Origin of the sequence: Dinghuibacter silviterrae (genome assembly GCF_004366355.1) — a bacterium.
Classification (GTDB): domain Bacteria; phylum Bacteroidota; class Bacteroidia; order Chitinophagales; family Chitinophagaceae; genus Dinghuibacter; species Dinghuibacter silviterrae.
The window spans coordinates 1,030,070-1,049,250 of record NZ_SODV01000001.1 but is presented as its reverse complement, the minus strand read 5'-3'; the positions used below and the strand labels follow the sequence as shown (position 1 = coordinate 1,049,250).

The window sequence follows — 19,181 nt, the reverse complement described above, 5'->3', positions numbered from 1 at the left end:
GCGTTTAGTTCAACACGGTCGTGAGCTGCATGGCGCGGATCACCTTGTTGGCTTCGGCAAACAGGGCGTGGCCTTCTTCGTGGCGGTTGAGGTCGGAAACGCGGAACCAGGAGGTGCGTACACCTTCCGTGGTCAGGATATAAAAGCGGACAAATTCGTTGGTGGCGGCGGGGTAGCGCGTCGTGGGGATGGCGCTGCTCATGTTGCGGCTGGCCAGTTCGACCAGGTCGATGGCGGATAAACGGACGGATTCGTGTTTCTCGCCGTTGATGATCCCGCTCCCGTTGCTCATATAGAGGCTGCACTCGCCGGTAATATAGGAAGCCAGCGTACCGGTCCCGTTTTTAACGGGATAATCCATGACCACGCCATAAACGGAGTCTACCTGGATGCCATTATACTTATAGGGAGGCGTCGTGATCGCCAGAAAGCGCAGGGACTGATAAGGGTTGCGGTCCAGCCGGAGCTGTTCCAGCCAGTTATTGTTATTGTGACTATGTTGCGGTTGGGAGCTTGTTTTGCGCTTGCTAAGCAAAAAGGCGGGAAAGCCGACGACACCAAGGGCCAGGGTAAGGGCATGGATAGTGGTCATAGGGAGTGGATTTGATACTACTAATGTAGCAGTTCTTTTTGAAAAAACCAATAATTGTTTGGAATCATTTAAAAAAACGATTTAGCTGGCGTATTTGCACGATCCCGACGCGTAAAATCGCTACCTTAAGGGCACTTTTTAACTCGATTGCTCACATAAAAACATTCTTTATCGCATGAACGACCAGGAATCGAAGGCAAAAACAACCACACGTAGGGATTTTATTAAGGATACCTCTCTTGCCGCGGCGGGCTTTATGATCGTACCCCGGCACGTGTTGGGCCGTGGATTTATCGCCCCCAGTGACAAATTGGTGGTCGCCGGTATTGGCGCCGGTGGCAAGGGGGAAAGCGATATTCATAATTTCTATGCCAGCGGAAAGGCGGAGATCGCCTATCTCTGCGATGTGGACGACCGTCGCAGCGCCAAGACCCGCGCCAATTTCCCCAAAGCAAAGTATTACAAGGACTGGAGGGAGCTCCTGGATAAGGAGCACAAGAATTTTGACGCCGTGTCGGTGTCGACCCCGGACCATAACCACGCGATCATCGCCCTGTCGGCCATGTCGCTGGGCAAGCACGTGTATGTGCAAAAGCCCATGACGCACGACATTTATGAGGCCCGGCAGATGACCAAGGCGGCTAAACAATACAACGTGGTCACGCAGATGGGCAACCAGGGTTCTTCTGGGGACGGGGTGCGCCAGATGCGGGAGTGGTACAACGCCGGCGTCATCGGTGAGGCGCACACGATCTATTGCTGGACGGATCGTCCGGTCTGGCCGCAGGGGATTGCCTGGCCGCCCAATGCCAATGCCGTTCCCTCGGAACTGAACTGGGATCTTTGGCTGGGCACCGCTCCTTATAAGGACTATGTCGACAAACTGGTCCCCTTTAACTGGCGGGGCTGGTGGGACTACGGTACAGGCGCCCTGGGCGACATGGGCTGCCACATCATCGAACCCGCGTTCCGCACCGTTGGTTTAGGGTATCCTTACCAGGCGGAGTGTAGTGTGGGGTCCGTATATGTGGACGAATTCCAGCGGGGTTATTTTCCCGACGGCCCTCCCCCTTCCTCCCACGTCGTGCTCAAGTTCAAGGTGCCCTCCAAACACCACAAGAATAAGTTGAACGACGTCACCTTTCACTGGATGGATGGTGGCATACAACCCGAACGCCCGGAAGAACTGGGTCCCAACGAAATGATGGGGGACGGCGGCAACGGTGTCCTGATCTATGGCACCAAGGGTAAAATGATGTGTTCCACCTACGGCAGGGATCCGAAGTTGTTACCCACGTCCAGGACAGCCGAAGTACACACCCCCCAATCCCTCCCGAGGGTGAAGGGTGGTGAAGACGGTCACTACGCCCAATGGGTAGAAGCAGCGATCGCCGGGCCAGGCAGTAAGGAAGCCTCCTTGTTGAGCTCATCCTTCGACATCGCCGGCCCCCTGACGGAAACCGTCCTGATGGGCAACCTGGCCATCCGCAGCTTCGACATCCGCAAACCCAGGGCCACCGGCAAGGGCTACGACTACCCCGGCCGCTACATCACCCTCCTCTGGGACGGAGACACCATGAAAGTAACCAACTTCGACGACGCCAACCAGTTCGTCCAACGAACCTACCGCGACGGCTGGAAAGTTCTATAACCATTAAAAGTTAAAACGGAACAGGCCTATCCACCCACGACCTAGCGTACAAACCAGCCCGCTAGGCCGAGGGGGGGTAGGCCTATAACTCTACTTTGAGGACAAACCATGCCGCTAGGCCGAGGGGGGGTAGGCCTATAACTCTACTTTGAGGACAAACCATGCCGCTAGGCCGAGGGGGGGTAGGTCCATTTTACTCCTTTTCCTCAGGGAACCGAAACGTCTTGACATCGTTCGAATCTCCTGAGGAAAAGGAGTAAAATGGACCTACCCCCCCTCGGCCGGGCAATCAGGCTTAGTGGTTAGAGGTTATAGGCTATCGCTAGGTTAGACCTTATGAATAGTCAACTCCGAAATGATATTGGAGGCCCCGCCGAGTTTGTCGATACACCATAAGACATAGCGGATGTCCACGCAGATCGTGCGGTTGTAGACCGGGTCGAAGGCGATCTTGTGGCTGAGCGCTTCGTAGTTGCCGTCGAAGGCAAGGCCGATGAGCTCGCCCCTGTCGTTGAGGACGGGGGAGCCGGAGTTGCCGCCGGTGATGTCGTCGGTAGTGATAAAAGTAACGACAAGGTCGTTTCGCGTGGCGTCTTTGTAGGGGCCAAAATCCTTGGCACGGGCCAGTTCGAGGAATTTGGACGGGAGGTCGAACTCATAGTCGCCGGGCACATATTTTTCCAACACCCCTTTCATCGTACAGACATAGTCGTAGTGGACAGCGTCACGGGGGCTGTACGACTTGACATTCCCGTAGGTGAGCCGCATGGTAAACGTCGCGTCGGGGTACATGAGCTTGCCGGGATTTTGGGCCATGACGCCTTTGAGGTATTGGCGACCGAGGTCGTTGTTGCCGGCCGTGAACTGGCTGTAAAGCGGAGCGTATTTGGAGAGGTAGTTCCGGACAAAGGCGGACGCGGCGGCGTAAGCAGGATCACCCTGGAGAACGGTGGCGTCGGGGTTGGCCATAAAGGCTTTCCACTTGGCGTCATTGAAAATAAACGTGTTGCTGAAAACGGCGGACGCGTAGGTCTGATAGGTGGAGGCCGTTTTGAGGTCGCCGTACTGGCTTTTGATCCCTTCGAAAAAGCCAACGGGTTGCTGATCGTGGGGGATGGAGTCGTAGTACATCTGGAGGACGGCGGCCAGGATTTTCATGTCGCTGGGCTGGTCTTCTTCGTTCAGGAAGGTTGTCCTGGCCTTGTCGGCAGCAGCGATCGCTTTGGGGATGTCGCCTCCCTTGCCAGGGGTGGCCATGGTCGTTTCGAGCTGCACCAGGCTGGAACAGTAGGCCATCAGGGGAGATCCGAGAACGCCTTCTATGAGGTATATGCGGGACTTGGCGTAGGGGGTCCAGTTATTATAGACCTTGGCGTAGTCGGCGAAAATATGGTTGTACTCGGGTTTCGCCGCGGCCCAGGTGTTGAACTGGTCCTCAAAAGTCTTTTTTTGCCCGTATACGTCATACTTGAGCAACTGTTTGCGCTCCCCGTCGAAGAATTTCCAGTAGTTGGCGATGCCGGCATAGTTGGACGCCAGTTTCAACCGGACGGCCGGGTCGGTCTTCATCCGGTCCATCATGAGGCGGAGCCGGACGTCGCGGAGGGTCACGATGGAAGGATCGGAAATATCCGTTTCCAACTTGACGCCGAATGAGGTCTCGTACCGGTTGGTGCTCCCGGGGTACCCGTAAATCATGGCATAGTCGCCGTCCTTCACCCCTTTGAGGGAAACAGGAAGGGAGTACCGGGGTTGGAGGGGGACATTGCTGAGATCATAATCGTTGGATTTGCCGTCGTGGGTGGCGTAGACCCGCCACACGGAAAAATCACCCGTATGCCGGGGCCATTCCCAGTTGTCCGTATCTCCACCGTATTTGCCGACGCTTTCGGGCGGCACGCCCACGAGACGGATGTCGGTATAGCGATGGTAGATAAATACGATGTACTGGTTGCCTTTAAAAAGGACGCTGACCCTGGCCTCGTGTTTGGACGCGGGATCGGAATATTTGGCGTTGATCGCGGCGAGCACCTGGTTTTGTTTGGCGGCGCGGTCGGTGGCCGACAAACCTTGCAATTGGCCCTCGACCTCCGTCGTCACATCGACGATGCTGTCCAGAAACTGGACGGACAAGCCCTGGCCGGGCAGTTCCTCGTGGATGTTGTGGGCGTAAAACCCGTCGTGGAGATAGTTGTGCTCGACGGTGGACAGGGCCGCCACGGCTTCGTATCCGCAGTGGTGGTTGGTAAAAATGAGCCCCTGGTTGCTCACGATTTCGCCGGTACAGCCGTTCCCGAAGATGACGATGGCGTCTTTGATGGACGGCTTGTTGAGGCTATAGAGCTGCTCTTTGGTGAGCTTCAGGCCCTTTTTGACCATGTTGTCGTAAACCTGTTGCCCCAGCAGCATGGGCAACCACATGCCCTCGTCCGCATAAGAGCGAAACAGGACGAGCAGCAGGGCAAGCAATAACGCGGTTTTCTTCATCTGTATGGTGTTTGGTTATAAAGTCACGTCGTACTCGTTTTCCCAGCCGTTTCCTCTCACCTTTATCTTCGGGACCTTTGGCTGAACGACGATTTCCGGCTGACGGTGGATCCCGAAATACGAACCCGGGTCCCAGGTGCCGTTCTGGTTGGTATCGTAGAGCACCCTCAGCTCGTAGTCGCCCGGATGGTAGAGGTCCCTGGTGATCGTCGGGCCGGTGACCTTGATGCTGTCCACGATCTTGTCACTTTGGACGAACTGGAGGACGGGATGCCTGGCGTAGTCGAAGTTGTGGAGCCTCAGGACAAGACTGCCGTATTCGGATTCCCTTTTGCTCAGAAAAGTAATGGTGTCCCCCTTCAAAAGGGTGACGCCCGTGGTATCGGTGGCAAATGTTTTACCGACGATCAGCTTATAGGCCGAGTCCTCGTGCCAGTGATAGTCGATACCGAACTTGTGGTGTGTCGTGTCGTTGTTGAGAAAAACAAACGGCAGCGGGTTATACAACGTATCCGTCAACCGGAGCTGGGTACTGTCGTATTTCAGGATGGGTTGGTCGTATTGGAGGAAAAGGGGGGAAAGCAGGTCCTGTTTGCCCCCCGCAATGCTCAAGGCCAGGTGGAGCTTATGCTCCTTGGGCTCCTTTTTCGCGGGCTTTTTGGCGTTTTCTTTGTTGGTGCTGCCCGCTTTCGGCTTGGGCGCTTCCTCCGCATACGCGTATAAGACAATGCTGTCGTTGGGCGTACTCGTCACCGTAATCCGGTGATCGTAAAAAGCAAACAGCTCGGACTTGTCGTGGTATTTCTTATCGCCTACATCCTTCAAGGCGAATATCGAATACTCCCCCGTGGCGATGTGGTCGAACCGGAACCGGCCCGCGGAATCAAGCCGGGCCACGTACCGGGGCGTTTCCTTGGCCACCGCCGAGTCGTCCCCGTGTGGATGGAGGATGACCAGGAGGGTGGAATCCACCTTGCTGGTCCGTGCCAGGCGCACCCGGCCCTGCAGGGTCCCGCTATCCAGGAAGCGCCCCGTGGAAAAGATATAGGTAAAGTTCCGCAGGACATTGCCTTCGTTGACGTCCTTGACCGCCTTGCCAAAATTGAGGGTGTAGGTGGCATTCGGCTCCAGGGTGTCCTTCATCTTGATGTAAAAACCTTTGCTGTCACCCATCAGTTGGGTAACAGGCACCATTTTTACGGTAGGGTTGACGATGAGGTTCTGGGCGGCATTGTCGAGCTGGATGTATTCATTGAACGTGAGCGTGATCTTCAGACCGGTCAGGGGCTGGTTCAGCGCCGAATCCCCCGGGTCGGCCTTGACAAGGACGGGTGGGAGGCTGTCCCTGGGCCCCCCGGACGGAGGGACGATACGGGCGCACCCACTTTGAAAGACAGACAAACCCACCAAAGCGCAGAACGCGGCAAAAAGCAAAATACGCTGCATAGTTTCGCAAACCTAAGGCTAATCGTCCTAATGTTTTATTAAGATTCCCCCGGCTCCACTTCCTCCACGACCTCGTGGAGCGCTACCGCCAGGCGGTTTTCCTTGACAAAATTACACCAATGGCATTCCGGCTTGCCGCAACCCGTGTAGAAGTCCCTGGCCTGGATCCGTTCCCATACCCGGCGGACCTGGTCGGAAACCGTGGCCATATCGGCCGGTGTGATGGCCACTTTCCGGCGTACGTATTGTTTTTTGGCGTCCGGTTCCACGAATTCGAATTCGGTCGACACGACCTCCCAGTTCTTTGAAGGATAATTGTCCAGCAGGATTTTGTAAAAGACCGCCTGCCGCCAGTAGTCACCGCCGTCGGGGATCCGTTCCCCCGGGGGTTTTAGCTTGGGTGCGGCCTTATCGGGGTCTCCCGTTTTATAGTCCACGACGTTTACCTCCCTCCCAGTAAATTCCAGTTTGTCCAGTTGCCCCTTGAGCGGAATATCCCCCAAGACCGCCTTGACATTGAGCTCCACCAGGGTCACGGTCGCCCAGGACCCAATATACATGTCATAATAATTCCCGAGCACCTCATGCCCGTATTCCGTCCGCCGCGCCAGGCCTTCCCGGGTAAAGCTTTCCCGGTGACGGACGAGCCACCAGTCAAAATCCCGCAGGAATTCCTCCCTGGGCGGGAAGGTTTTTTTATCCGGGGAGTTCTGCATTTTTTCAAAAAGACGCCGGAGCGCAAAATGCACCGCCACCCCGAACTCCGCCGCCTCGGACTTTCCCGACGGAATGCGAATCAGGCTTTGGTAATAAAACTGGAGCGGACAGTACAGGTAGTTGTTGAGCGCCGTTACGTTCATCACGAAACGGTCCAGCAAGGGTTTTATAAAGGCGTCCTCCACGGCCTCGATCTCGGGCGCCATTCCCTCCTGGAACCGAAGGGCCTCCAGGTCCATGAGGGTTTCCTCGGGAACGTCCTCGTGCTCGATGGGCAGGGGATCCTGTTCCCGGATCTCTTCGATAAAAACCGTCTTTTCCATTTCCTTACCGTCCGGCCGGAACCGCGCCCAGGATAAGTGTAAAAAGACCTCCGCCCGCGTAAGGGCTACGTAAAACAACCGGCGAAGCTCCTCCAGGTCGCTGCCTTTTTCCACCGTCCGGAAAACGGTATTGGGAAGGGTGTACCCCCGTGAGGGCGTTCGTTTGCCCTCCCAAAATTCCTTATTGCACCCCGCCAGGAACACCCACCGAAACTCCAAACCCTTGCTGCCGTGTGCCGTCAGCAGGTTTACGCCCTGGTCGTTCCCCTCCAGCTGGGTGATCGAAATGGGCAGGCCGTTCGATGCCATCAGGTCAAAGGTCTCGACCAAAGTATGGAGGTTCAGATCCTGGTTGCGCTGGTTTTCTTCTTTTATAAAATCAAACAACGCGGTCAGTACGCGCATCAGCCAGACCTTTTCCGGGGAGGCGATGATGTAGGAAAGGATACCCCCCTCCCGGATCACGCGCTCGAACAACTGCTGGAGCGTCAGGCTGTGGACCTCCTTGATCGCCCGTTCAAGAAAGCCCGACACCTTTTGGATGTCCGGGTTGACGGGCGGGGCAAAAAGATCCGCCGGGACCGACCGGGCCTTTTCAAAAAGGTGTTGCCGGAGCGAATAAGGTTCTTTGTATTTACGCTCGGTCACCGCCACACTCATCCGCGCAATCTCCATGGCGTCGATGCGATAAAAAGGGAAGTGCAGGATCTCGAACAGGTAAGGGTCCCCGCTAAAGGGCAGTTGCACCTCGGCATCCAGAAACCGCAGCAGCGTCAGGACGTTCCGGGCAAAAGGGATCTGCAACAGGTTCAGCCGCCGCCTGGAATAAAACGGGATCTTCCGGAGCTGCAGTACCTGGGCCAGCTCCTCCCCAAAGCGGTTCTCCCGGTAAATGACCGCGATCTGCCGCGGCAGGGCCCCGCCCGCCAGCAATGCCCCGATGGCCGACGCGATCCCCGCCATTTCGTGACGCGCGCTCAGGTATTCCTGTAGCCTCGGCGATGGCATTCCCCCCTGCCGGTCCGGATGCGTGCTTACCAGCCGTTTGCTCAACCCCTCCATTTTATTGACCAGGCGCTCCTTGTTTCGTCCGATCAGCGCCTCCGCCACGTCCAGGACCGGTTGCGTGGACCGGTAGTTCCGGGTCAGCACCACCACCATCTCCGAAAGGCTTTGCCGCATCCTTTTGGCGGCAAACTCCTCCATATTTTCCAGGTTGGCTCCCTGGAACCGGAAAATAGACTGGTCGTCGTCCCCCACGACAAAGACATTGGGATCCTCCCAAAAGCTGATGAGCAGCTCGATGAGGTTATTCTGGCTGTTCGACGTATCCTGGAATTCGTCGACTAAGATGTATTGAAACCGCTCCTGGTAGTCCGCCAGCAGGTTCGGGTGGTCCTGGAAAGCGCGGCTCACCCAGTTGATCATATCGTCAAAGTCATACCGGTTTGCCCGGCGCATCGCCTCCTGGTACCGGTCAAACTCCCGCACCGCCGCCCGGGTTTTCTCCATCTTCTCCAGCTCCGTGTAATACGCCGGCTTTTTGTCCCCCTTCGTCCATTTGCCCGCCCGGGAATTCTTATACAGAAACTCCTCATCCGTTTCGATGTCCACCAGGTGCCGGTCGATACACTGTTCCAGGTATGCCGGTGTCCAACCCTCCCGCTTCATCGTGGAGAACAGTCCCTGCAGGTTACTCATTTCATAATACACATCCCCACGGTATCGCTTGAGCGGATTGCCCTTTGGCAAGTGGTCTATCAGCTTTTTCAGGATCTCGATCCGCTCCAGGTCGCTGACCGGGTCCATCGATTGTTTGTCAAACAGTGACAGGTTCGCCTGGATGATCTCGTTACAAAAGGCATGAAAGGTGAAAATATGGACCTTATACGCATCCGGTCCGATAAACCCCAACAACCGGCGCCGCATGGCCACCGCGCCCGCGTCTGTATACGTTAGACACAATATGTTGTCCGGTCCCGCGTCCGTTTCCAAAAGGATTTTCCCGATCCTGGCGCTCAGGATCTGGGTCTTCCCCGTGCCCGGTCCGGCAATGACCATGACCGGACCTTCGATCTTGTCCACCGCCGCCTTTTGCTCGGGGTTAAGCTGGTGATAGACCTTTTGAAATTCTTCCCGGAACACGTTAAAAAAAATATAAGGTCTTATGAAATGAGCATAATTTTCGCTAGCTTACCAGCTATTGCGACTTTGCCCGTTTTTAAAATCCTTAAGAAGACCCCGGAGTTTTCTTCGGGGTCTTTTAAAAAATTACCAGTTTGTGGTATTGCCCGCTGAGAAAAGGACGGTAATTTTGTACACGAAGCCCTGTCTTTAAAAATGTTGATGACAACTTCCTGAGAAACACCCTACTAAACCATTGATCCGTGCCCTTTCCTCACGGAAAACCCCCATCCCAATATTCGATCTGTACGCCGATCAGCTGCCTGTATCCGTGCGCCATAACCAACATACATTAGCAATCTGACCTATCTCGGTTACCCCTGGCCGTTGCTAACCTATGGCACCTCTTAACCCGGAATGCGGCTGATATATTTCTCGATCTGTTTGATCTGGTCAACGATTTGAGGCGTGCTGGGCTTCAGGGACTTTGCCTTTCTGAAAAAGTCCTTGGCTGCGCGGAACTCCCGCTTGGTCATCATGATGGAACACAACTGCAGATAAGCTGCCGCCTGATTTTCCTTATCCGGCAACCCTTTTCTGAGCGCCTGGCGGATATAGCTTTCCGCCTGACGGATGTCGTTTTTTTGCATGGCCAGCATACCCATCTGCAACAAGCTCGCGCCCTCGGCTTCCTTCATCGGCATGCCCAGGTCCAGGCCCTTTTTCATCATTTTCTCCGCGCTGTCGAAGTCCTGGTTCATCATCGCCACATTCCCCTTCAGGGTATAATACACCGACCGCACCGGCTTGATCAGCAAGCCCGGAAATCGTATGGAATTCAATACCTTATTGGCGCCCTCCATGTCCCCTGTTTCGACATATTCCTGCACCAGCCGCATCGGCCCGATGATAAAATGTCCCACTATACAGATCAACGCCAGAAAATACAGAACGAAGGCCGGCCAGAACCCGCTCAGCAGGTTCACTCCCACCGCTGCCACCAGGAGCACAATCCCCAGCGCCAGCCGGTACCTTACGAACATATTAAGCCACTTCATAGTCGAATTTTGTCCCGTGGGCCCTTTTGGCCCGCCAGAATGTTTAAGAAAGCAGCAAAGATAATAGGAGAATCCTGTATTTTTGCGCCAAGTTTCGAGGGGTTTGCCCCTTTTTTGGCCTCGTAGTTCAATGGATAGAATAGAAGTTTCCTAAACTTTAGATACAAGTTCGATTCTTGTCGGGGCTACACTCCTTTCACCCGCTGCCGCCCAGCGGGTTTTTTGTTATCTTGGGTACACAAAGCCCGCCTCGTGAAAAAGTATATAGCCATTCTCGCGTGCCTTCCGCTGATACAATGCAAAAAAAAGGATGCCCCCAAACCCTGGTATCCGGCGGGCACCCCTTCCATAACCGCCGTTCAGTTCTCGGACTATTGTGACGGGATCATCACCATTACCGGTACCAATTTTGACTCCGTCCCCTCTGGGGTGTCGGTCACCCTCGGCAGCCTGACGGGGCAGATCCTGTCGGCCACACAGACAAAGCTGGTGGTCAAAATACCCGCAGCCACTTTTGCGGGGACCCTCAACGTGGTTTCCGAACACATCCAACTGTATTGGCCGGATTCGCTGTATAAGGAGCCCACCGTCATCGATTCCATCAGCCCCTCAGTGGCGGGCACCGGGACCATGGTGACTATAAACGGGCAGTTTTTCAACCCGGTGGCGGCGGAGGATACCGTTTATTTCAACCACATTCCCGCAACCATTCTTTCGGCCACAGCCAGGAAAATCGTTGTAAGAGTCCCGGCCGGGGTAACAACGGGTCATGTGGCCGTTCAGAGCGGTTGTAAGTCGGCCGTGGCGCAAACGTCCTTTACCAATTCCAACAAAGGGACCATATATATCAGCGACAACGATGGCTATTTTTATGCACTCGATGTTACGTCCGGCGCGCCTAAATGGACGATCCCTTTAAACGGAGCCAACAGTCCTGCGTTTGCCAATGGTGTATTATACGTCGCCTGCGGAGGTAACGACAGCATCTTAGTTGCTTTGGACCCCAATACCGGCGTCACCCTTTGGACGTTCACCTCCGCACCCTGGGAGGGAACGCCTACGATTTACCAGGGTGTCGTGTATATGGGTGCCATCAACGCCAATTTTTATGCCATCGATGCTGCCACGGGACAACAAAAATGGGTGTACAATGCAGGGCTTGTGGTGAACGCCTGGGGTAACGCCAGCGTATATAATGGCAGTGTATATACTTCCCGTTCAAGTAGTAGCGTATATTCCCTCGACCTGTCCACCGGAGCGTTGAACTGGCGCAGGGATAACATCTACGCAGGTACACCGGTTGCCGCCAACGGGTTAGTGTATGTGTCGGGCTACGATTCCGCCGGCGAAATAAGTGAGCTGTATGCGCTCAACGCCGCGGATGGGACCGTCGCCTGGGTCAATCCCATTACCGAGCTCAATGGAACACCAACGGTGTCGAATGGCGTGGTATACGTAGGCAGCTTTCAGCATTTCTACGCATTCAATGCAACCACCGGCGCTCAAATATGGTCAGTCCCCATAGGGTCACTGGGCACCGTCCCTCAAGTCGTAGACAACTCGATATATCTCGCTTCTTCCGGCGTCGTGCTCAGCCTGAACGCGGCCAATGGACAGCAAAATTGGCTGACATCGCTTGTTTCCAACACCTTCGCCCAGGGAGGGCTTGTCGTGGCGCACGGGATTATTTATGTCGGCGGGAATGATGGAAATGTCTATGCTGTCGATGCCTCTACCGGCAAGGTTATTTGGGCGAGCGGGATCGGGGGCGTGATTGCGTCAACGCCTTGCGTGGTCGATTCAGCCGGCGTGGTTTTCCAGGCGCAGCAGTAAACGCGCCATCCTATAGCTGGGGCCGGGCGGTGAAAAGGCCCCGATAACAGGCCCGGTAACCGAAGCCCAACAGCAGATTAGGCAGCAAAAGCAGCACCCCCATCAGCCAGCCCGAGGGAACCAGCATCGTGTGGAACAGGAATACATTGAGACTGATGGGGAAAAGAACGACCGCGAAAAAGGGCGCATACCAGTTGGACAATAAGGAGAGCCCCCCTGCTATTTGAATGCTCTTTTGCATGGGATAAAAATAGCCTGCCGCCATGAGACCGGTTTTGAAAACCCCTGCCGCCCCCGGATGCTGCGGTGGCTGATAGGGTATGAAGTGCAGAAAGTAATCGAGACCGAATACCAGGTATAGGAACCCGAGGACCAGACGGGAGACAAGCACTGTAATTTTCATGAGAATAAAGATAACATAAGATGATAAACTGCTCCTTTCTCCCCGTATTTTATGCCCATCATCAATGTATAAAGACCGGCACCCCGCCTGCCGACGTGAAAGATTTCCCGATCATTGAAAATTTATGGATGGGCTTCTACGGACTCGGGAAATTCGAAACCTATCAGTTCATCTATGAAAATTGCACGAGCATCACAGACTTAGAGGAGTGGATAATCCGCCAGAAAGGGGAACAACAGGTCCGGGAATCTGCGGCAGCCTTCGACCAGTGGACGAAAGGAAAGGCGCTCCACGCGGACGCCGCCCCCTCCATACTGAGTCCGAGCCAATGGCAAAGCTGGAAAGAGCAAGGATACCTGAAAGTAAGCAACCTCGTGGACGAACAGTTGTGTGATGCCGTTATCCAACTGATTTGTACACAACTAGGCGTCGATCTTTCCAAACCCGAGACCTGGTACAACCCCCATCCCGATTGGCATGGATTGATGTTGTATATATACCAGGATGAGCGGATCAATGCCATCAAAACCCTTCCTTCTATTTTATACCTGTTCACCGAACTCTACGGCACCTCCAACATCATCGCCAACACGGAAAAAGTTAGCTTCAATCCCCCGGAAACATCCACCTGGACCTTCCGCCACAGCAAGCTCCACTGGGACATAGACTTTGAAAAACCGGACCTGGACTACATCCAGGGTTTGGTGTACCTCAACGATGTCCCGGAAAACCGGGGACCGTTGACCGTGGTGCCCGGATTTCATCACCGGTTTAAGGACTGGATGAAAACATATCCCGATTCACTCGATGCGCAGCAAGTCATGCAAAGCACACTGACAGGCGTACCTGTACCTGGGGTGAAGGGAGATATTGTGCTCTGGCGGAATACGCTGCCGCATGCGGCCGGCACGAATCATGCGGACTTGCCCAGGTTTGTTCAGTATATTAGTTTTTCAAAATGCTGACGGATGTCCCGATCCATTGTACATATCGATACCCACCTGAATTTTCCCGCGGCACACGTATGGCGCGCCTGGACTGACCCTGCTATGATCCTGCAATGGTTCGGATCCGATCCCGAAGGAACAGGGGTATCCGCCAACCTGGACGTCCGGCCGGGCGGCGCCTACGAGATCTCATTCCGGGACTCCGACGGCACAGTGCATACTTGTTTCGGAACATACGAAGCAGTGGAGCCCAACAATCTTTTGTCCTTCACCTGGACCTGGGCCAGCGAGCCCCACCAGCCGTCCCTGGTAACGGTGCGCCTGACGCCCGACGGCGCCGGAACGATGATGGCGTTTACCCACGCCGGCGTCTGGTCAAATTCCGAACATGCCTATAAGGAAGGGTGGACCCGGACGTTTACAAAACTGGAAAGAACGTTGGTCACCGGCTCAATATCCGCTTAGCCACAAACTCATCAAAGAAATACGCGCGGTACGCACTCCCGATCGGGATCTCGAATTTGCGGACAAAGACCGTGTTGTTATCAAAGGAGGCAATGTGCTGCACATTGATCACATACGACTTGCTGATGCGGACAAAGATGCCGCGGGGCAGTTGGTCGTGGATGGTTTTGATGTTCATCGCGGTGATGATCCTCTGGTCTTCGGTATGGACGATCACATAGTCCTTGAGGCCTTCGATAAAGAGGATATCCTTAAACTGAACCTTGAAGACCTTTCGCTCGGATTTGATAAAAATATAGTCGTCGGAAACGGATTCGATGTTGCCGGCGGCGGTGTCGGCATGGAGGAGCTGTTGGTAGGAAAAGGCTTTGGCGACGGCGCGTTGAAAGCGTTCGGGTTTGATGGGTTTGACGAGGTAGTCGATGGCTTCGACTTCATAGCTGTCGATGGCGTATTCGGTGAACGCAGTGGTGAAGATGACAAGGGTCTTGGTTGGGACGGTGCGGGCAAACTCGATGCCGTTGATACCGGGCATTTGTATATCGAGGAAAAGCAGGTCGACCCGATCGGTCAGGAGGAGTTTCGACGCAGCGGCGGCGTTGCTGAAACCGGCGAGGAGGTCCAGGTCCTTGGTCGCGGCAATCAGGAGCTGGAGGCCTTCCCGGGCGAGGGGTTCGTCGTCGACGATGATACAGGTCATACCTCTAGGTTTAAGGTGATGGAATAGGCGTCAAGTACATCCCTGATCTCCAGGCGGTATTTGCCGGGGTATAGCAGGTCCAGGGTCCGGCGGATGTTGGTCAGGCCAAGCCCCCCTACCGCACCTTTGCTGGCGGCCACCGCGGGTTTGGAGTTGACGCAGCGAAAACACAGGGCACTCGCGTGGAGGCTGAAATATAAGTGCACATAAGACGGTCCCTCCGGCGCGACGCTGTGCTTGACTGCATTCTCCACAAAAGTAGTAAACAACAACGGGGGTATCTGCACACCGCTCAGCTCTCCTTCCTGTGAGATAAGGAAGTCGAAGTTGTCCCGCCGGGTTTTCTCCAGGTTGAGGAAGTCGTGGAGGAAACGGATGTCGGCGGTCAGCAGGACCTTGTCCCGGGCGCTGTCGTAGAGTTGGTAGCGGAGCAGGTCGCTGAGCTTCATCAGGACCTGGGAGGCCTTTTCGGGGTCTTTGTGGGTCAGTACGTTGGCGTTGTTGAGCATGTTGAACAGGAAGTGGGGGTTGATCTGGTTTTTGAGCTGGGCCAGTTCGGACTGGCGCGTAAGCCGCTCCAGCTCGTTGATGCGCTCGGTGTCGAACACCCATCGCTGGAAGAATTTGAACGAGGTGGTTACGCCCATGAGCGTCAGCATCCAAAATGAGAACTTGAAGGGGTTGAATTCCTTTTCGGGCGGGATGGGAAGGCGATAATGGGTGGCTATCCAATACCGGCCAAGACCTACAGTAACCGCAGCGAACATGACAAGTCCGAGGACGATCAAAAAGTAGTCGCTATATTTATTTTTCCACAAAAACCTGGGGATCAACACATATACATTCACGTAAAACAAGGACACGTTGAAGATGGGGAAAATGACCCGAAACGACCAAACCGGAGGACTGGTCCCAATCCCACGGCCGTTAAAGACAACAAATAAGAGGACGATGATCAGCAAGGTGTGCCGGTAAATGCTGTATTTCCGCTCGACGAGGAAGTCCACAAAGAGGTTTCTGTCCTTTTTCATAATCGATCCAAATGTACACGACCTGGGGAGCCGCGGGGAGGATTTTATACAAACCCGGCCGGCGGTTCGACGAATACCAACTATACCACAGGATGGGTTTCCTATAATGCCCGGGGGGCTTGGTATAATTCCCATCACCTGCGTCCCCGCCGAAGGTAGTTTCGTCCCCATGAAAGCAACCCAAACCGCAATCATCCTACTATCCGGCCTACTGGCGTCGATGCCCGGTCTGGCCCAGCAAAAACATACAGTATACGGGACCGTCAAGGACAAGGCTTCGGGCGAAGTACTGATCGGGGCGTCCGTGTCGCTCCTGGAACGGCCGGCCGCCGGCACCGTCAGCAATGGCTATGGATTTTATTCCCTGACGGCGCCCACGGGGCTTTATCACCTCGTGGTCAGCTTTACCGGGCACACCGCCGACACGATCTCCCTCACCCTCGACCGGGAAGTTGCCCAGGACGTAAGCCTGGGCGCCGGCCAGGAACTGCAGGAGGTCGTCATCGACGCGTCCAAAAATAACCGCAACCTGACCCAGTCCCTGATGGGGGTTCAAAAAATGTCCGCCGCGGACATCAAGTCGATCCCCGCCCTTTTTGGGGAACAGGACGTCTTGAAGGCCATCCAGTTGTTACCCGGGATAGAATCCGCCGGAGACGGGAACAGCGGCTTTTTTGTCCGGGGTGGAGGACCCGATCAGAACCTGATTCTATTGGACGAGGCGACGGTGTATAACCCGACCCACCTGCTGGGGTTCTTTAGCACCTTTAATACCGACGCCATCAAAGACGTCACGGTGTATAAAGGCGGGATGCCGGCCCAATATGGCGGACGGCTGTCTTCGGTGGAAGACATCAAGACCAACGACGGGAACGACCAGAAGTACATTGTCAGCGCCGGGATCGGGCTCATCGATTCCCATGCAAACCTCGAAGGCCCGATCGTCAAGGGCAAAGGGTCGTTTGACATCAGCGCCCGGAGAACGTACGCCGATCTTTTTCTACGGCTCAGCAGGGACAGCACCCGGCGGAACGATCAACTTTATTTCTATGACATCAACGCAAAAGCAGACTATAGTTTTGGGGGAAAAGATAAAATATTCTTTTCCGGCTACCTGGGTCAGGACGTGCTGGGGATCAACAACCAGTTTAGCCTCAACTATGGAAACGCCACCGCCACCCTGCGCTGGAACCACGTGTTCTCCGACCGTCTTTTTGCCAACACCTCGCTGATCTACAGCCGGTATAACTTCGACGCCGGGATCAACACGAACAATAATGATTTAACCACCGCCACCCGGATCAAGGACATCCACTTCAAGGAAGACCTGCAATATTTTGCCGGAAGTGCCGGGAAGATTTATTTCGGTCTGGAGTCCATCCACCACACGCTATCTCCGGGGATATTTAACACTTCCTCCACGTCCAGCTTCAACTCCTTCAACCTTCCCAACAAATATTCCCTGGAAAGTGCGTTGTATGTGGCCCATGAATGGTCTCCCGCCAAACGCTGGAACATCAACTACGGGATCCGGCTGTCGATGTTCAACGTGCTGGGACCGGGTACCTTTTATACCTATAATGCCGCCGGTGAGACCGTGGACTCATCGGTCTTTTCATCCGGCCGGGTGGTCAAGACCTTTGTCAACCCGGAACCACGCGTGTCCGGGAGTTTCCAGATCAACGACGTCAGTTCGATCAAAGCGTCCTACGACCGGAACGTACAAAACCTTCACCTCCTCAACAACTCCACGTCGACCAATCCCACAGACCTGTGGATCCCCAGCAGCAACAACGTACAACCGGAAATCGCCGACCAGGTGTCGATCGGCTACTATCGCAACTTCCACCACAATGCATACGAGTTTTCCGTGGAGGGCTATTACAAATACCTCCAGCACCAGATCGACTACAAGGACGGGTCGCAGCTCGTAGCCAACGTCAATATCGAATCGGAATTGTTGTACGGGAACGGGCGGGACTACGGCCTGGAATTCTACCTCAAAAAGAAAACGGGAAAGCTGACGGGTTGGATCTCCTACACATTGTCCAAAAGCGAGCTGAAGATACCCGGTGTCAACAACGACACCTACTATCCGTCCCGGCAGGACGAGCCCCAAAACATATCGGTGGTCGGCGTCTATAGCCTTTCCAAACGCTGGACCCTGTCCGCGACCTGGGTCTACAATACCGGCTACCCCGTGTCCTGGCCCTCGGGCAAATATGACGTCAACGGTCAGCCGGTCTATCTCTATCAGCAACGCAACGACTACCGGATGCCCGACTACCACCGGCTTGACTTAGGCGCCACCGTGATTGTCAAAAAGACGGCCAAATGGGAAAGCAGTTGGACCTTTTCCGTCTACAATGCCTACGACCGTCAAAACGCGTACACCATTGTTTTCCAGCAAAACCCCAACAACCTCAGCCAGACCCAGGCCGTCCAGACCACCCTGTTTGGGATCATTCCTTCTGTTACCTACAACTTCAAATTCTGAACCATGATGCGTTATCTTTTTCTTTTCTGTATATGCCTCGCCTCCTGTCAGAAGGTCATCACGCTACCGCTAAAAAGCGTCCCGCCGGAGCTCGACATACAGGGAGACGTGACCAATCTGCCCGGTCCCTATACCGTCAGTCTTAGTCAGTCGGTTGACTTTTATGCGGACAATGTATACCCCACCGTATCGGGCGCCGTCATCAAGATCACCGACAGCACCTCCGGCGTCACAGACTCGCTTACGGAAACCGCGCCCGGCGTATACAGCACGCACCTCTTGCAGGGTGTGCCCGGTCACACGTATGGGCTGTATGTTTTGTCCGGGGGCAACACCTATACGGCCAGCTCGACGATGCCCGCGCCCGTGCCGCTGGATTCCGTGACCTTTAGCACCAACAAACGCGGCGGCAAATCCGTCATCCAGCCCATCCCCAACTTCCAGGACCCGGCCGGTATCCACAACTATTACCAGTTCGTGGTCTATGTCAATGGCGTCCAGTTGCAAAGCACCTTTGTATTCGACGACCGTCTTTCGGACGGCCGGTACATCCACCGCGCCCTCGGTACAGACACCTCCCAGATTCTGCCGGGTGACCAGGTGCTCGTCAATATGTATTGCATCGACGCGAACAACTATACCTACTTTGACGAAGTCGAACAGATTACCGACCCGGGGCAGCAGTCGCAGGATGCTTCGCCGGCAAACCCTCAAAGCAACATCATAGGAGGCTCACTCGGGTATTTCAGCGCGCATACGGTGAGCGGGAAGACAGCCGTGGCGCCATAAGGGGGATCCCCTCCCTCGTTTTTCGGAGCCCCGGCAACCAAATTAATGGTAGGATAAAAAAATCTATCCAAATGGGTTAATCCAGCCTCAAAGTTTGTTTTAATATCGGTGCATCATC

The 19,181-nt window shown here is 54.8% G+C and carries 14 protein-coding genes and 1 tRNA gene; 7 read left to right on the top strand and 8 right to left on the bottom strand.

Going from position 1 to position 19,181, the window contains the following annotated elements; all coding sequences use genetic code 11:
* Positions 1-4 precede the first annotated feature (4 nt).
* Positions 5-592, bottom strand: a complete 588-nt coding sequence (locus EDB95_RS04630; protein ID WP_133991045.1) for a hypothetical protein — start codon at positions 590-592, stop codon at positions 5-7.
* A 175-nt stretch (positions 593-767) separates the two neighbouring features.
* On the opposite strand from EDB95_RS04630, the gene EDB95_RS04625 reads away from it, so the two are divergent.
* On the top strand, positions 768-2,243 hold the full coding sequence (locus EDB95_RS04625) for a Gfo/Idh/MocA family protein (protein ID WP_133991043.1): 1,476 nt from the start codon (positions 768-770) through the stop codon (positions 2,241-2,243).
* Between the two features lie 327 nt (positions 2,244-2,570).
* On the opposite strand, the gene EDB95_RS04620 is transcribed toward EDB95_RS04625, so the two are convergent.
* The 4 genes from EDB95_RS04620 to EDB95_RS04605 form a co-directional block, all read right to left on the bottom strand.
* The gene (locus EDB95_RS04620) at positions 2,571-4,730 is read right to left on the bottom strand and encodes a S46 family peptidase (RefSeq protein ID WP_133991041.1); all 2,160 of its coding nucleotides are present in this window, start codon (positions 4,728-4,730) and stop codon (positions 2,571-2,573) included.
* Between the two features lie 15 nt (positions 4,731-4,745).
* A complete protein-coding gene (locus tag EDB95_RS04615; protein ID WP_133991039.1) occupies positions 4,746-6,176 on the bottom strand; it encodes an Ig-like domain-containing domain in 1,431 nt (476 codons plus the stop codon).
* A 38-nt stretch (positions 6,177-6,214) separates the two neighbouring features.
* Positions 6,215-9,361 carry an ATP-dependent helicase gene (locus tag EDB95_RS04610; RefSeq protein ID WP_246073504.1) on the bottom strand — a complete coding sequence of 1,049 codons (3,147 nt, stop codon included), beginning with the start codon at positions 9,359-9,361 and terminating at the stop codon, positions 6,215-6,217.
* Positions 9,362-9,747: 386 nt separating this feature from the next.
* Positions 9,748-10,398: a tetratricopeptide repeat protein gene (locus EDB95_RS04605; protein WP_133991035.1), complete on the bottom strand. Its 651-nt coding sequence runs from the start codon at positions 10,396-10,398 to the stop codon at positions 9,748-9,750.
* A gap of 116 nt (positions 10,399-10,514) precedes the next feature.
* Here EDB95_RS04605 and EDB95_RS04600 point away from each other — a divergent pair.
* Positions 10,515-10,586, top strand: a tRNA-Arg gene (locus EDB95_RS04600).
* A gap of 64 nt (positions 10,587-10,650) precedes the next feature.
* Positions 10,651-12,231: an outer membrane protein assembly factor BamB family protein gene (locus EDB95_RS04595; protein ID WP_162852480.1), complete on the top strand. Its 1,581-nt coding sequence runs from the start codon at positions 10,651-10,653 to the stop codon at positions 12,229-12,231.
* Positions 12,232-12,241: 10 nt separating this feature from the next.
* Here EDB95_RS04595 and EDB95_RS04590 read toward each other — a convergent pair whose 3' ends face one another.
* Positions 12,242-12,634 (bottom strand): DoxX family membrane protein, encoded by a 393-nt coding sequence (locus EDB95_RS04590; RefSeq protein WP_133991031.1) that lies wholly within the window; start codon positions 12,632-12,634, stop codon positions 12,242-12,244.
* A 20-nt stretch (positions 12,635-12,654) separates the two neighbouring features.
* On the opposite strand from EDB95_RS04590, the gene EDB95_RS04585 reads away from it, so the two are divergent.
* Together EDB95_RS04585 and EDB95_RS04580 are read left to right on the top strand one after the other, a co-directional pair.
* Positions 12,655-13,599, top strand: coding sequence for a phytanoyl-CoA dioxygenase family protein (locus EDB95_RS04585; protein WP_133991029.1), 945 nt, complete (start codon positions 12,655-12,657; stop codon positions 13,597-13,599).
* A gap of 3 nt (positions 13,600-13,602) precedes the next feature.
* Positions 13,603-14,046: an SRPBCC family protein gene (locus EDB95_RS04580; RefSeq protein WP_133991027.1), complete on the top strand. Its 444-nt coding sequence runs from the start codon at positions 13,603-13,605 to the stop codon at positions 14,044-14,046.
* Here the strand turns inward: EDB95_RS04580 and EDB95_RS04575 are convergent.
* Entirely contained in the window at positions 14,024-14,746 is a 723-nt protein-coding gene (locus EDB95_RS04575) for a LytR/AlgR family response regulator transcription factor (protein ID WP_133991026.1), read from the bottom strand. The two genes, EDB95_RS04580 and EDB95_RS04575, sit on opposite strands and share 23 nt — an antisense overlap.
* The gene (locus tag EDB95_RS04570) at positions 14,743-15,777 is read right to left on the bottom strand and encodes a sensor histidine kinase (RefSeq protein WP_162852479.1); all 1,035 of its coding nucleotides are present in this window, start codon (positions 15,775-15,777) and stop codon (positions 14,743-14,745) included. Before EDB95_RS04570 ends, EDB95_RS04575 begins: the two co-directional genes overlap by 4 nt.
* Before the next feature lie 169 nt (positions 15,778-15,946).
* Between EDB95_RS04570 and EDB95_RS04565 the strand changes: the two genes are divergently transcribed.
* Positions 15,947-18,274, top strand: a complete 2,328-nt coding sequence (locus EDB95_RS04565) for a TonB-dependent receptor (protein WP_133991022.1) — start codon at positions 15,947-15,949, stop codon at positions 18,272-18,274.
* A 3-nt stretch (positions 18,275-18,277) separates the two neighbouring features.
* Entirely contained in the window at positions 18,278-19,063 is a 786-nt protein-coding gene (locus tag EDB95_RS04560; RefSeq protein WP_133991020.1) for a DUF4249 domain-containing protein, read from the top strand.
* Positions 19,064-19,181: the final 118 nt, after the last annotated feature.

Bases quoted from the DNA above. Each gene is read 5' to 3' on its own strand.
- EDB95_RS04585 (WP_133991029.1), top strand. From the start codon at position 12,655: ATGATAAACTGCTCCTTTCTCCCCGTATTTTATGCCCATCATCAATGT.
- EDB95_RS04630 (WP_133991045.1), bottom strand. From the start codon at position 592: ATGACCACTATCCATGCCCTTACCCTGGCCCTTGGTGTCGTCGGCTTT.
- EDB95_RS04560 (WP_133991020.1), top strand. From the start codon at position 18,278: ATGATGCGTTATCTTTTTCTTTTCTGTATATGCCTCGCCTCCTGTCAG.
- EDB95_RS04620 (WP_133991041.1), bottom strand. From the start codon at position 4,730: ATGAAGAAAACCGCGTTATTGCTTGCCCTGCTGCTCGTCCTGTTTCGC.
- EDB95_RS04570 (WP_162852479.1), bottom strand. From the start codon at position 15,777: ATGAAAAAGGACAGAAACCTCTTTGTGGACTTCCTCGTCGAGCGGAAA.
- EDB95_RS04575 (WP_133991026.1), bottom strand. From the start codon at position 14,746: ATGACCTGTATCATCGTCGACGACGAACCCCTCGCCCGGGAAGGCCTC.
- EDB95_RS04625 (WP_133991043.1), top strand. From the start codon at position 768: ATGAACGACCAGGAATCGAAGGCAAAAACAACCACACGTAGGGATTTT.
- EDB95_RS04615 (WP_133991039.1), bottom strand. From the start codon at position 6,176: ATGCAGCGTATTTTGCTTTTTGCCGCGTTCTGCGCTTTGGTGGGTTTG.
- EDB95_RS04565 (WP_133991022.1), top strand. From the start codon at position 15,947: ATGAAAGCAACCCAAACCGCAATCATCCTACTATCCGGCCTACTGGCG.
- EDB95_RS04580 (WP_133991027.1), top strand. From the start codon at position 13,603: ATGTCCCGATCCATTGTACATATCGATACCCACCTGAATTTTCCCGCG.
- EDB95_RS04605 (WP_133991035.1), bottom strand. From the start codon at position 10,398: ATGAAGTGGCTTAATATGTTCGTAAGGTACCGGCTGGCGCTGGGGATT.
- EDB95_RS04590 (WP_133991031.1), bottom strand. From the start codon at position 12,634: ATGAAAATTACAGTGCTTGTCTCCCGTCTGGTCCTCGGGTTCCTATAC.